At 34.4% G+C, this 14,646-nt stretch carries 7 protein-coding genes; 5 read left to right on the top strand and 2 right to left on the bottom strand.

Annotated elements, in window-relative coordinates; genetic code table 11:
* Positions 1-923 precede the first annotated feature (923 nt).
* Entirely contained in the window at positions 924-2,729 is a 1,806-nt protein-coding gene (locus tag RINTHH_RS07990; RefSeq protein ID WP_008235155.1) for a proline--tRNA ligase, read from the top strand.
* A gap of 1,089 nt (positions 2,730-3,818) precedes the next feature.
* Here the strand turns inward: RINTHH_RS07990 and gatB are convergent.
* Positions 3,819-5,294: an Asp-tRNA(Asn)/Glu-tRNA(Gln) amidotransferase subunit GatB gene (gene gatB / locus RINTHH_RS07985; protein ID WP_044304893.1), complete on the bottom strand. Its 1,476-nt coding sequence runs from the start codon at positions 5,292-5,294 to the stop codon at positions 3,819-3,821.
* A gap of 2,551 nt (positions 5,295-7,845) precedes the next feature.
* Here gatB and trpS point away from each other — a divergent pair.
* Both trpS and RINTHH_RS07975 read left to right on the top strand, forming a co-directional pair.
* Positions 7,846-8,856: a tryptophan--tRNA ligase gene (trpS, locus tag RINTHH_RS07980; RefSeq protein ID WP_008235149.1), complete on the top strand. Its 1,011-nt coding sequence runs from the start codon at positions 7,846-7,848 to the stop codon at positions 8,854-8,856.
* Between the two features lie 63 nt (positions 8,857-8,919).
* A complete protein-coding gene (locus RINTHH_RS07975; protein WP_044304892.1) occupies positions 8,920-9,864 on the top strand; it encodes a methylenetetrahydrofolate reductase in 945 nt (314 codons plus the stop codon).
* Positions 9,865-9,883: 19 nt separating this feature from the next.
* Here RINTHH_RS07975 and RINTHH_RS07970 read toward each other — a convergent pair whose 3' ends face one another.
* Positions 9,884-10,915, bottom strand: a complete 1,032-nt coding sequence (locus RINTHH_RS07970; protein WP_008235147.1) for a hypothetical protein — start codon at positions 10,913-10,915, stop codon at positions 9,884-9,886.
* Between the two features lie 758 nt (positions 10,916-11,673).
* Here RINTHH_RS07970 and hetR point away from each other — a divergent pair.
* Together hetR and rpsD are read left to right on the top strand one after the other, a co-directional pair.
* A complete protein-coding gene (hetR, locus tag RINTHH_RS07965) occupies positions 11,674-12,579 on the top strand; it encodes a heterocyst differentiation master regulator HetR (RefSeq protein ID WP_008225090.1) in 906 nt (301 codons plus the stop codon).
* Between the two features lie 877 nt (positions 12,580-13,456).
* Positions 13,457-14,065, top strand: a complete 609-nt coding sequence (gene rpsD, locus RINTHH_RS07960) for a 30S ribosomal protein S4 (protein ID WP_008235144.1) — start codon at positions 13,457-13,459, stop codon at positions 14,063-14,065.
* The last annotated feature ends 581 nt before the right edge of the window (positions 14,066-14,646 follow it).

Here is a 14,646-nt window from a genome sequence, read left to right as displayed (position 1 = left end):
AAATATCTTATCTACGCTTGTATCTATTATTTCAGTAACATATCTATTAATTAATAGTAACCTATATTTGTAGGAGTTGATTATTCTTAACCATATAATAGTCTTATAATCATTCTAATAATACGTAGTTATTGACATCAGAAATGTACTGTTAGAAATTATATAGCCTAAATAGGTAACTCAAATTGGTCTATGATCAGGCTTATATCATAATTGTGATAAATTAGGCTCTCTTAATGAATTACAATTATGTTTCGTATTAATTATTTTTATCTATTATTTCTACTATGAAAGGATTATCATTAATAATGATGAACACTGAGTTTAATTTTGCAAGTGTTTTATAGTTATGATACACTCATTATTTCCAGATTAAAAGCGACCCAAATAACAATGCAAGAGCTCTGATATATAAATAATTATCAAAGTATATATTAGTTAATCTGGGATCATATGAATTAGAAGCCTCAGAGATTATTATATATATTATTCATAAAATTTTCCCTGAGTGTTATTTATTAACCTGTTTGCTTCAGGGACATGTTTATTATGTGGAGTAAAAGTAAATTATAGATAAAATTGATTATAGATTTATTATTTATAATTTACTATATATAACTAAAAACAAGCACTTTATATAAATTAGGAAAGATTTATATAAAGTGCTTATTTCTTATTGTCCCTTTATTGATAAGGCCAGGCTTAAATAATAATGATAAGCTTTTTTACTATCATGAATCTTCTGTTCATACTGTGAAATACTTAATAAAGTCCAAGTCAGAGTAAATCTAGCCTTGACACTCTTATCCATAATTAAAAAATTAAATAGATTATGGTAGTGGCTCACTGATTTAAACTTTCAGATAAACTTTGACACTGAAACTTAATTGTTAAATTGGCAAATCTAAAGGTCAAGAAAAACGATGCGATTATCACAAATGTTACTTGTTACACTTAGGAATGAGCCCTCGGATGCAGAAATACCTAGTCATAAATTGCTTATTAAAGCCGGATATATTCATCGCATTGGTAGTGGAATTTACACTTATCTACCATTGATGTGGCGAGTGATACAAAAAATTGCTCAGATAGTACGGGAAGAAATGAATATAACAGGGGCGCAGGAGTGTCTTTTGCCACAGTTGCAACCTGCCAATTTGTGGAAAGAGTCAGGACGTTGGGATGCCTATACGAAAGCTGAAGGTATCATGTTTACTCTCACCGATAGGAAAAAATATGATTTGGCCCTCGGCCCCACCCATGAGGAGGTAATTACCACAGTAGCTAGAGATATTATTTGTTCTTATCGCCAACTACCCATATGTCTATACCAAATTCAGACCAAATTTAGGGATGAAATTCGTCCTAGGTTTGGTTTAATGCGGGGGCGAGAATTCGTTATGAAGGATGCTTATTCTTTCCATGCAAATCAGGAAAGTTTAAAAGCCTCCTATCAGAACATGCATGTTGCTTACAGTAATATACTACGTCGTATTGGTATGGCTTTCCAGTCTGTCCAGGCTGATTCAGGATCAATTGGTGGTTCAGGTTCACAGGAGTTTATGATATTGGCAGAAACTGGGGAAGATGAAGTTCTTTATACAGAAGATGGAAAATATGCAGCAAATCTGGAAAAAGCAATTTCTCTACCTGTAAATGCTGAAACTTCAATTTTTACCAATTGTGGAAAACAGAAAACACCAAGTGCAGATACAGTTGAAAAACTCTGTAATCTCCTTAAGTGTTCTCCTACTCAGGTGTTAAAAAATGTCTTGTATGAGATCACTTATAATAATGAAACTACTGTATTGGTGTTGGTGAGCATCCGTGGAGACCAGGAAGTCAATGATATCAAATTACAAAATGAATTGACTAAAATTGCTCCCCAATATAAAGCTAAAACAGTTATTTTAATGACAAAAACTGATGCAGAGTCCCAAGTAAAATGGGCAGCTAAGTCGTTGCCCCTGGGTTATATTGCACCAGATCTAGAAGACAATTATATTGATAGCAGAAAGCAGGTAAATAGTAAATTCTTGCGCCTCACAGATACAACTGCTATTGATCTTAAAGACTTTATCACCGGGGCAAATGAGCCTGGATACCACATCCTAGGAGCAAATTGGGGAGAGCAGTTTAAGAAACCTATAGCTGTTGTAGATTTACGTAAAGCCAAAAAGGGTGATTATGCTGTACATGATCCTCATCAAACTCTACAAAGTGCTCGTGGAATAGAAGTGGGGCATATATTTCAGCTTGGTATAAAATATTCCCAAGTAATGAAGGCAACATATACTAACCAGGAAGGTAAAGAAGAACCTTTATGGATGGGTTGTTATGGCATAGGTGTTTCTCGGTTAGCACAAGCTGCCGTAGAACAGTCCAATGATAAAGATGGCATAATTTGGCCAGTTGCAATTGCTCCCTACCATGTGATTATTTGTATACCCAATATGAATAATGATAAACAGGTAGAGACTGCTGAAAAGCTTTACATAGAATTAAATAAAGCAGGGATAGAAACCTTAATAGATGATCGTAAAGAACGGGCAGGAGTTAAATTTAAAGATGCGGATTTATTAGGTATTCCTTACCGAATTATTACAGGAAAATCTCTAGTTAATAACAAAGTTGAACTAGTTAAGAGGGCAAATAAGGAAGCTTATGAGTTTACAATTCAAGAAGTTGTTGTTGTATTAAAGAACTGGATTAGAGAAGCACTTGATTAATGTTTATAAGCAATATCAGGCAACAAAAACCCTACTATCCTTAACCAATGTAAACAGCTTTATTTTAAGTACAAAACTCGAGGAAATATGGGGCAGGAGTATCATTGTTTTTCAAGAATTTTCCCCAGGGTAAATAGTGAATAGAGTTTAGACTAAATTTTTATATTTATAAGTAATATGCTGGCCAAAGATAGTACAAAATCTTCTTAATCTATGCAGGCTTGTGGACAAAATGGCGCTTTAAGAGAAAATGATAATCACTTCTTGTATTTATAACTGCTAAACTTAAGGTTATTTTGCTTTACTATTAGGTCATATTTTACCTGTATTCTTAAATAAGAAACCACCACTATCTAGCTTTATTTCCTAAATACCAAATCAGCTTACTAACTTCTGTCCCTAGCCGTATCAATATATTAATTAATTAACGAATAAATAGGACCTTCTTATTATGTTGATTTAAGTATATTTATAAGATATTAACAATTGGGTTGAAGATGGAGGTGACCTATAAAAATCACCCATTAGTATCTATAACTTTGCCACTTTCCGTATGTACATTCCGATTGCATGTAATTTATACATATGAAATGCCAGAGCAAAAAATATACTCTGAATTGCTCAATGTTTCTAACATTATATGAATAACAACTTCTAGTATACAGACTGGTCTATTTTATTAGCTAATTTGAAATGAAAGAATTACCACTACTTATGTTAATAACTTTTTCATAATCTGTGTGGGTAATAGCAAGACTTAATTATTCAGACAAATATAATTAGATATTATGATGATATTTATCTGAATAATTATTGGTTACCAAAATATATCCTTACTTGCTCTAATTTATTACCTGGATTTTGAGTTATACGGATGGAATAACTGAGTGGTTATTCTATCAATTATGAATGTAGTGAGTCTTATATATTTTGGGAACGAAAAAAACAATTAATAATCAGACATCCCTTAAACACTCCAAATGTTCTATAAATTTTCATGCATGGGTTGTAATTTCTCGTCACCTTTGAGTTTTTCTATTTAAACCCTAATATAGAGTCTAAAACTATATTTATATCTAGGTCAAAATATTAACTACTCAGTTTTTTTGAAACTAATTGGTTCGTTAATTTAGGATCAGCACGTCCACTAGTTTCTTTGAGAACCTTGCCTACGAAGAATCCTAGAAGTTTGGTTTTCCCAGCACGATACTTTTCTAACTCACCCGGATTTTCGGCAATGACTTTGTCAATAATAAGTTCAAGGACAGCGGGCTCAGAAATTTGCTCTGCACCTTTAAAGGCTTCTTCTACTGACTTACCAGCTAATAATTCAGAAAGTTTGTCTTTGGCTTTTTTATTACTGATGGTCCCATTTTCAATCAATAATATAGCTTTTGCCAGATTCTCTGGTGTTAAAGCTAACTCTGCAATTGTCAGCTTTTGTTTATTTAAATATGCGGCTATATCTTGGGTAATCCAGTTGGCAGCTTGTTTAGGATTAGCATTTGCTGCAATAGTGGCTTCAAAATACTCAGCAGTAGCTCTTTCCTCTGTTAATATCCTGGCATCATAAGCAGAAAGGCCTAATTTTGCTTCATAGTAATTGCGTTTTTCCATTGGTAATTCTGGCAATTGCTTGCGCCATTCATATAACTGTTCTGAGGATATTTCAATAGGTGCTAAATCGGGCTCAGGGAAGTACCGATAATCACTTGAACCTTCCTTAATTCGCATACTAATGGTGCGTTGGGAAGCTTCTTCCCACAAACGTGTTTCCTGGAGAATTTTTTCACCAGCTTTAACAGCTACTATCTGACGCTCAATTTCATAATCTATTGCCCTTTGAATTGCATTAAAGGAGTTCATGTTCTTAATTTCTACCTTGACTCCAAACTCCTTTTTTCCTAATGGACGCACGGAAATATTAACATCACAACGTAGAGAACCTTCCTGCATATTACCGTCGCTTATGCCAAGGTAGCACATGATTCGCCGTAATTCCTGAGCATATTCAGCAGCCTCCTTTCCAGAACGTAAATCCGGTTCTGAAACAATTTCTACTAATGGAATACCCGCACGGTTATAATCTACAAGGGAGTAGGAAGAACTAGCTAGGCAATCACTCCCCACATGCACTAGTTTACCAGCATCTTCTTCCATATGTAGCCGGGTAATGCCGATCTTTTTCCGGGTTGGGTTAAAATGTTTGTCCACCAACTCTATTTCCAGCCAGCCATTTTCAGCAATTGGTAAGTCGTATTGGGAGATTTGATAGTTCTTGGGTAAGTCTGGATAAAAATATTGTTTGCGGTCAAATTTGCTGTAACCCGCAATTTGACAGTTGAGAGCTAAACCAGCTTTTACTGCATATTCTAAGACTTTTTCATTCAGTACTGGTAATATTCCAGGTAAACCCATACAAACCGGATCAATATTAGTATTGGGAATGGAGCCAAAGGCCGTAGAACTATCAGAAAATATTTTTGTATTAGTACTCAGCTGACAATGGGTTTCTAAGCCAATAATTGCTTCATACTCAGTTCCAGCCGAAGTAGTGGAAATCATAAAACCAATTATAAAAATTTTCTTCAAGTTACCATTGTAATACTTTGGCAAAGAAAAGACTGAAAGTAAAAGAATAGGAAAAAATAATATTTATTACCTCATCATTCTCAATGATGGGGTTAGCCTTTAACCTAGCATGTCCACTTTATAAATTTTCACTCTTCTTAAGAGGATAATAGCTAACAAGAGATATCCTAAAACTATAGAATGTAGTCAAGTGGCCATATAGCAAGCTATTTTGACTAAAACAATAAATGCTAGATTTAAGATAAAACAATTAACGAAATATAAAGTTTGTTTAAAGTCTTTTTATATAAATATAATATTTAATATAATAAATGAGAATTAGCATTTGGTGAATAAATAAGCCATAATACATCCATTAGCTCTTCAACAACTTGTTTAATTAACTAAAAATTACTTGGTAAATTACTTTTCTTCAAACAATCATTATTGTCTCTACTTATTTGCTAACTACTATGTTGCGACAATATACCCAGTGTACGCAGGGAAATATTAATGGTGAGCTTTACAGTGATTAACAAAATTAGCAACGTTTACTCCATAAATCTGAAATATATGTACAATGATGATTTATCAGTAATATGATGCCTTTGGCCAAACTCATTGCCTATAGGTATTCATTAAATTATTAGTGTTAATTTGATTATTACTAGTTGTACAACTATCATTTTCCATGATTTATGATATGAAAATTACATTGTATGATGGTTTATTTATATCCCTTGTAAAGTTGTAGTTAATGTATCACAACTTAACTAACCAAAAAACTAATATAAAAGTGATAATTAGCTTAAAAATAATTCTGTTACCAAGAGCATGTTTGATCACAAATAGTAATTTAGAGTTGGTGCTGCAAGTACCAGTATAAGTGATACAAATCGGAAGATTTCTGGAAATAAATAAACTCTCAAAAAATTTAAGAAGTTTCAGTAAAAACTCCACCTAAAAAAACTCTTAAGTATGACTAGTCTTTATAGGAGAGCCTCAATTTAATACACTACAAATTTTTCCGCTCAATCTTCCAAGTAGTTTTGAAGCTTGAATAAACTAGGGACTTTGTATTACTACAAAAAACTATGCTTGAAAACTATGCTTGATAGAACAAATCATAATTAGTTATTTGGTAAGTTGTCAATAAGACTGAGATTATTAGTTATTAATCAAAATATTAGGGGTTTTCTTATATGCTGATTATGCCTAAAATCACAGTGCTACTATTTACATAATTTTCTTTGATAAATTATTAAAGATTATCTCCATTGTTAACTGTTAAAGATATAAAAATAAAAAATTTGCTTCCAAATCTGTAAAACTAATAAATACCTATATTTAAAGCACAAATTTAAAAAATAAAATCACACATTTTCAGTGATTATCGATAACCTATCTCTTGTCATGTTGATTCGATAATCAAATGGTTGTTTTGCAGTTGGTAAATAATACGTATAGTAAAGTTATATTTTAATATGATTATTTCTCTCTCCTTATAGAATTTTCCTTTGAATTTATTATTCTTACTGTTCTTTTTTACTGTCTGTTATATTAATTGTATATTTCAACTATTGATCATACATTTCAGTTAACTATGCATATAATTTGCTGATTTCCAGAACTTCATCAGAAGTTATCACAAATTTAATCTTACCCTGATTTATTTCGAGTGATAGACATAAACGATAGTGGTCTTCCTTGTAGTAGAAGTTATAGATAGAGTTTATCTTAATTAGTATTTTAATAGGGAGGGTCTATAAAAGCATACAAGTTATCAGGTAGAGTATTTATTACGAATTTAAAATTAGGGCAAGTAATCTCAACTACTTGCAACTTTGTAGATGTTCAGCTTATGTTTATTGGCTATTTTCCGGATATATACTAGTATTTTTATACTCCCAATAACGATTTTGTGGTTCTATAATACCAGAATATGCAATCCATTTAGAGTATAACTATTTTCCTGTTGTTTGCATTTTATCCTGGGTTTGAAATTAATTTTTGTAATAATTCTGTCTTACTTTTATACCTTCTTCGCAAGATAAATAATTAATTAGTTATTTCAAAATAATCTCGAATTATTAAATATATATTAATTAGGGTCTTTTTAATATCATTAGATAATTGATTTTCAGTGCTTTTTATGAAAAAATTGAAGCACCTCCAGCAAAAGGTTCATAATAATATAAATATTGAGGAATATGTTTTAAGATGAATTTACGGTCATAGAATTTTCCATCAGCATAGCAGAAGAGAGAATTAATTCGTTCAGTCATGGTTTTCAATCTTACATATTAGTTAAGTTCACTCCATGTCTAAAGATGTTGATTACTTATAAAAATAATCATGTTTTTATAAGTAATTTCATAGCTATTTAGTATTAAACTAATTTAGATAATAAAGGAGCATAATAGAGGATATGAAGATAAAATGCGATTTGTAAGCTACAAATTCAGCACAAGAGAGCTAATAAGTTAGTCAAGGCTCTCACAGGGTTTTAACTGCGTAAATTTTAAGAGTGGTATATTTACAATCCATGGGAAAGCAAAGAGTCCTTTCTGGGGTCCAGCCAACTGGTAATCTGCATTTGGGTAATTATCTGGGTGCAATCCGCAATTGGGTAGAAGATCAAAGTAAATATGAAAATTATTTGTTTATAGCCGATTTACACGCTATTACTGTACCCCATAACCCAAAAACCTTGGTTACTAACACCTATACATTAGCTGCTTTATACTTGGCCTGTGGTTTGGACCTTAAGCATTCTAATATTTTTGTTCAATCCCATGTTTCTGCTCACTGTGAACTAACCTGGTTATTAAATTGTATTATCCCTCTCAACTGGTTGAAAGATATGATCCAGTTTAAGGAAAAAGCAATCAAGCAAGGGGAGAATGTTAGTGTTGGTTTACTAGATTATCCCGTACTTATGGCTGCTGACATTTTACTTTATCAGGTAGATAAGGTACCTGTTGGTGAAGACCAAAAACAACATTTGGAATTGACTCGGAATATTGCAAATCGCTTCAACAATGAATTTGCCAACAATAATGAATATATACTGAAATCGCCAGATCCTTTAATTGGCAAAAAAGGTGCAAGGATAATGAGTTTAACTGATGGCACAAAGAAAATGTCCAAATCCGATCTTTCAGATTTAAGTAGGATTAACTTGTTAGATTCAGTAGATGATATTGCCAAAAAAATTAAGCGTTGCAAAACAGACCCTATTATTGGCCTAACGTTTGACAATGCAGAACGCCCTGAATGTCATAATCTTTTGACCTTGTATATGCTTCTCTCCGGCAAAAGTAAGGAAAAAGTTATAGATGAATGCCAGGACATGAGCTGGGGAAAGTTTAAGCCATTGTTAACGGAAATTTCCATTGCAGCCCTCAAACCTATCCAGGAAAAGTACCAGCAAATTATGGCAAATCAGGACTACCTGGAATCCATATTGCATGATGGTAGTGAAAAAGCTAGGGATATAGCTCAGGAAACTCTAAAAAAAGTAAAAGTTGCTATGGGCTACTCTACACCTCTATGAGACTTCGTTATTCAGCGTAATGTATTATATCTGTAATCAAAATGGTCATGTCCCATTCCATGTATGTACAATAAGCAGAATAACAAATCGTTGAATGCATTTCGTCAGGCTATTGAGGCTGGTAGTTTTTTAGTGACAGCCGAAGTTACCCCTCCAAAGGGGGGAGACCCAAGTCATATGATTCAAATGGCAGCAACTCTTAAGGGAAGAGTTCATGCTGTCAATATTACTGATGGGAGCCGTGCAGTCTTAAGAATGTCTTCATTGTCAGCCTCTGCTATTTTACTCCAACATGGTATTGAACCAATTTGTCAGATGGCCTGCCGTGACCGCAATCGAATTGGTTTGCAGGCTGATTTAATGGGGGCTTATGCTTTAGGTATTCGCAACGTTTTAGCTTTAACGGGTGATCCTGTTAAGGTTGGAGATAATCCAGAAGCAAAGGGAGTGTTTGACTTAGAAGCAATTCGTTTGTTGCAGACAATTGATAAATTAAATCATGGTTTTGATTATAATGAAAAACCATTAATTAATGGTGGTCTTGATTTGCTTGTCGGTGCTGCTGTGGACCCACAATCTCGGAGCTGGTCTGGTTTGCAAAAAAGGTTTGAGCGCAAAGTAAAAGCAGGGGCGAGGTTCTTTCAAAGTCAGTTAGTTACAGATTTTGATTTATTAGACAAGTTCATGAATACAATTGCTGCGGGTTGCAATATCCCAATAATAGCGGGTGTTTTCCTTTTGAAATCCGCAAAAAACGCTAATTTTATTAATCGTATGGTTCCAGGTGTAAATATTCCTGAACGAATTATTGAACGTTTGGAAGGAGCCAAAGATCCACTGGAAGAAGGGGTGAAAATAGCTGCAGAACAAGTAAAAGCAGCCCGTGATATCTGTCGAGGAGTACATATAATGGCTGTTAAACGAGAAGATTTAGTCTCACCAATTTTAGATATAGCAGGTATTAAACCTGTTATTGAATTGGGTTTGGAAACAAAAGTACCAAAGTAGAATCATCTCAGAGTATATTTCATTCTATTTCTTGAATTTGCAGGCGAACAGACCAATTACTTGTTCCACTGATGTCTAAATTTATTACTTCCCCACCTAATGGCTCTAAGCAATCAAGAAATAATCGCAAGTTGGGTGTACTAACTCCAGTATCTACATATAATCTGTCTGCCAAGTTACTAATCCGTTTCCAATTCATATACAACTTGGCAATTGTCTGTTCCATTTGTGAGGCTTGGTTCACTAAATCAGCTGCTATATTTAAACAATTCACCCTTTGAGCCTCTATTAAGGCTGATTCAATATCTATACTGGCTTTATCTAAGGCTTGCACTTGATTTGAAGCTTTTAGGTATTTAGCCAGGTTCCGGGCGTCTATAGTTAACTGTTTAAGGGTATCCACATCAGGATTAGTTTTCATTTCTTCCTTCAAAGACTCCTGATGGGATTCGGGCAGTTTTTCTAATTCTTTTACTAGAGGTACAATGTAACGGTTAGGAAGGGTATTATCAGCAACTTTCACTTTCACTTGCTCCGGTAGTAAATCGGAAGTCATCGCTGTCCATTCATCACTAATTTGCCGTACTTCCCTTCTGGTAATGTGTTCACCCTTTTGTGCTGCCTCACTTACCATAACCTGTACTTCTGGTACAGCCTTGGCCGTTTCCACAAAAGCCCGCTTACTAAAGTTATTGATAGAACTGGGTTGGAGTTTGTCCTCTTTTAAGAGGGTATCTGCACTATTGGCCAACTGAATCAAACTATAAGCTTGACTTTTACTAATTTCCCGTTCTTTTAACCAATTACTAAAACTAGTATTTCTCCCATTAACCCTTGCCTTATCCCTATCCCTTACAGTCCGCAAAATACGTCCTCGCCAAATTTCTGTTTGCAAATCAAAGCGGTCACAAACTTGCCATGCTACCTCAACTCTTTGTAGAAAATCTTGTTCGGGGATTTCTTCATCCTCTGGATCAGGTAGTTTAAAGCTGAAATCTGTTGGCTGGTTTAGAGCATTGGCTATTTCATTGAAATTATCGATTAATTGCACGGTTAGGAAGAAAAAATATCACTAGACCGGGATGTTATCACATAACCTCACCCTAAAATTATTTAATTTGTTAAACAAATAACTGATATCAAAGGTGAAGCACAGGGCTTTTAAATAAGGGGCTAGAAATCTTAAAACACTACATTGATCATCTATACCTATTAACCACCAAGTGTTTCAATTATCTGCTGTCCAGGTTATATAAACTAGTTTAGTTTATATTTTGACAAGTCTGTAAGTAATATTCTTATCAATGCTCCACTGTATTATAATTCTTAACTCAATATATTTAAGTCCTGTATTTGTTTATCAAACAAATATTATACAATGCTGGATATTACATAAAAGTGAACAAAAAATACCCAAAAATATTACTTACATCTCAGGTATTATCAAGACACAATTAAGGCAATAAAAAATCCAGCTAATAAATTTTCAGTAGCTGCACCTTATTTTATAAGTAAAAAACGTAAATCTTACATGTGAATAAAATATGCAAATCCTATATGTAAATTGAGTTTGAATAAGTAACTAAAAAATGCTACGCTGCTTAGCGTTTGATTTAATGTTAAAATCTAGATTGATACTAATACACAAGTTTATTAATTTAATAATACTCACTTGCGTACAGAAAGCGTAGTGAATTTTACTCTAATCTAGAGATATTGACATTAGGTCAGGTGTATTTTATCTAAATTCCGATTTGACTGATTAGAATTGTAGAAGTATAAATATAAAGATTTTATTGTCTGTAAAATATGAGTAACGACATAGATCTGATCAAACGCCTTGGTCCCAGTGCAATGGATCAGATCATGCTATATCTGGCTTTCAGTGCAATGCGGACTAGTGGGCATAGACATGGGGCCTTTCTAGATGCAGCAGCTACAGCAGCAAAGTGCGCTATTTATATGACTTATTTGGAGCAGGGTCAGAACCTGCGGATGACAGGTCATTTGCACCACCTAGAGCCAAAACGGGTTAAAGCTATTGTAGAAGAGGTTAGACAGGCATTAACAGAAGGTAGATTATTGAAGATGCTAGGTTCTCAGGAACCAAGGTATCTGATTCAGTTTCCCTATGTGTGGTTGGAGAAATACCCCTGGGTACCAGGGCGTTCTCGCATCCCTGGGACGAGTTTGACAGGTCATGAAAAAAGCCAGATAGAGCAGAAGTTAACAGGTGATCTGCCAGATGCTCACTTGATTACTTCCTTTGAGTTTTTAGAATTAATTGAATTCTTACACAAGCGGTCACAAGAAGACTTACCTCAAGAACACCAAATGCCTTTGAGTGAGGCTTTGGTAGAACATATAAAGCGGCGTTTGCTCTATTCAGGGACTGTGCTACGAGTCGATTCTCCTTGGGGTATGCCTTTTTATGCCCTTGCCCGTCCATTCTATTCGCCAGTGGATGAGCAAGAACGCACTTACATTATGGTGGAAGATACTGCTCGTTATTTTCGCATGATGAAAGACTGGGCAGAACGTAAAGGTCGAGTCATGAGGGTTTTAGAGGAGATGGACATCCCCTCTGAAGAAATGGAAGTGGCAATGTCAGAACTTGACGAGATTATTCGTGACTGGGCAGATAAATACCACAAAGAAGGAGGGACTCACATGATACTACAGATGGTGTTTGGTAAGAAAGATGACTTGTCTTAAATATCAAACTAATTCTTCAAGATAAGAAGAGAATCAACTCGACTTAAGTAGATTTTCAAGACTTATAATATAGCCCATATATATACCTCTTGCTCAGAAAAGTCTCAAAGCTAACTTCTGTGTTTAGTTGGTATTGCAATATCTGCACAATATCTAAATGCCTTCCATAAGCAATTATTTTAAGATTATATTTCTGGATTTTCTGGTGTTATGTTTCCTAGGACTAATTTGGTGTTAAGAGTAAGGGTCAGTTTTTCTTATTCTTGCACTACTTAGGATAAGACGAATACCTGGGGGTCATGAATCCATTGTTAAAACTAATATGGTCTGCATAGCTTTGATTCGATTATATTTAGTTACCATTTGTCAGCTGGACACAATATCCCAAAGCCTAGGTTTTGAGATATTGCGCAGAATTATAGCTGGTGCAATCAATATAAATAGCTAAATTCAAGGAATAACGTAATTTTTTACATGTGTTTAGTATATCCTGGGTAGCTAACTTTGTTTTACTCTTAACTTTTATAATACAGGCGTATATGTCTTGGGGACAGAAGGCATTGGAGCATCCCCTTAATAAATATCAACTCTAATCACAACTAAATGCACAAAGGTGATAGATAAACCTTTTCAGGTTTTATGGAGGCTCGTATCAAGAAAGATACTGATATAGTTGCCAGTAAAGTTAAAACAGGTTGACCAACTATATTACTTAAGAATATTACTTAAGAAAAATGGGGTGTAGAGATTTCAACGATTAGCTTTAGTAAAAATCAAGAATTTATTTATTTGGCACCATTACTATATGCAACATTAGTAATGAGTGCTACGATGGATTACTTGTCTGAAGTTTAAATAGGATTAGTTAAGGAATCCCATGTCCCGATATAGAGGACCTCGTCTTAGAATCACACGTCGCCTGGGTGAATTACCAGGATTAACCCGTAAAAGTGCTAGACGCGCTTACCCTCCTGGTCAACATGGTCAGAACCGGAAAAAGCGTTCTGAATATGCAGTCCGCCTGGAAGAAAAACAAAAGCTACGTTTCAACTATGGTTTGAGTGAAAGTCAATTACTGCGTTATGTTCGCAAAGCAAGACGAGTTACAGGTTCAACTGGACAAGTCCTGCTGCAATTGCTGGAAATGCGTTTGGATAATACCACTTTCCGGTTGGGTCTAGCTCCTACTATTCCCGCAGCTCGCCAATTAGTAAACCATGGACACATAACTGTTAATAGCAAAGTAGTAAATATTGCCAGCTATCAATGTCGTCCTGGTGAAGTAATTAGTATCATAAACCGAGATAAATCTCGACAGATGGTGGAAACAAACTTGCAATACCCTGGCTTGGCAAATCTTCCTAGTCATTTGGAGTTTGATAAAAACAAACTGGAGGGTAAAATCAACAGTGTTATTGAGCGTGAATGGGTTGCCCTGCAAATTAATGAACTACTTGTGGTGGAATACTATTCACGGATGGCTTAAACCAATAAGAGTACTGGAGATGCGAATGTTCGCGTCTCTATGCTTTTGGCAGAAAATAAGATAAGCTTTCAATGCAAAATCTATAGAACATTGATAACTAGCCATTGCAGTGGTTAGCTTTCCCGGGATTTACTAATCTACTATCAAGTAGGAAAAACCAGGAAACTTCTTTAATTAGGAACATTTAAGGTCTATAATCCAAAATCTGTCGAGCAACAATTTGTGGCGTAACATGGATATAATTTTCTGTATTTGCTCTAGTATCAATTAGTTGGAAATTAATTTCTGACTTGTATTATTGATCGATTTTGAGTTTAAGCTTTTTCACGTAAATTTCTACTACGAATACACCCTTATGTAACTGAATTTTCAAGTTGATTTGGCCAGTTTTATTTAGTGAATAAAGACTTAACCAACTATTACCACTAGTATGAATTCAATTTTTGCACCCATCTCATCACCAAATTATTCTGATATCTGACTTATAAATCCTAAATTTCCCCTTACTCCGGAAATTTCAAAAATATCTGCCGGCCCATTAATACAAAATTGGGAACTATTTGAAGCACAGTGATTCTTGA

The organism is Richelia intracellularis HH01, from assembly GCF_000350105.1.
In the GTDB taxonomy this organism is placed as follows: Bacteria; Cyanobacteriota; Cyanobacteriia; order Cyanobacteriales; family Nostocaceae; genus Richelia; species Richelia intracellularis.
The sequence above is the reverse complement of the archived record's forward strand: the minus strand, read 5'-3'. Positions and strand labels throughout refer to the sequence as shown.

What these genes read in the sequence shown, in the direction of transcription:
- RINTHH_RS07990 (WP_008235155.1), top strand. Translation starts at nt 924, where the DNA reads ATGCGATTATCACAAATGTTACTTGTTACACTTAGGAATGAGCCCTCG.
- gatB (WP_044304893.1), bottom strand. Translation starts at nt 5,294, where the DNA reads ATGATTTCCACTACTTCGGCTGGAACTGAGTATGAAGCAATTATTGGC.
- trpS (WP_008235149.1), top strand. Translation starts at nt 7,846, where the DNA reads ATGGGAAAGCAAAGAGTCCTTTCTGGGGTCCAGCCAACTGGTAATCTG.
- RINTHH_RS07975 (WP_044304892.1), top strand. Translation starts at nt 8,920, where the DNA reads ATGTACAATAAGCAGAATAACAAATCGTTGAATGCATTTCGTCAGGCT.
- hetR (WP_008225090.1), top strand. Translation starts at nt 11,674, where the DNA reads ATGAGTAACGACATAGATCTGATCAAACGCCTTGGTCCCAGTGCAATG.
- rpsD (WP_008235144.1), top strand. Translation starts at nt 13,457, where the DNA reads ATGTCCCGATATAGAGGACCTCGTCTTAGAATCACACGTCGCCTGGGT.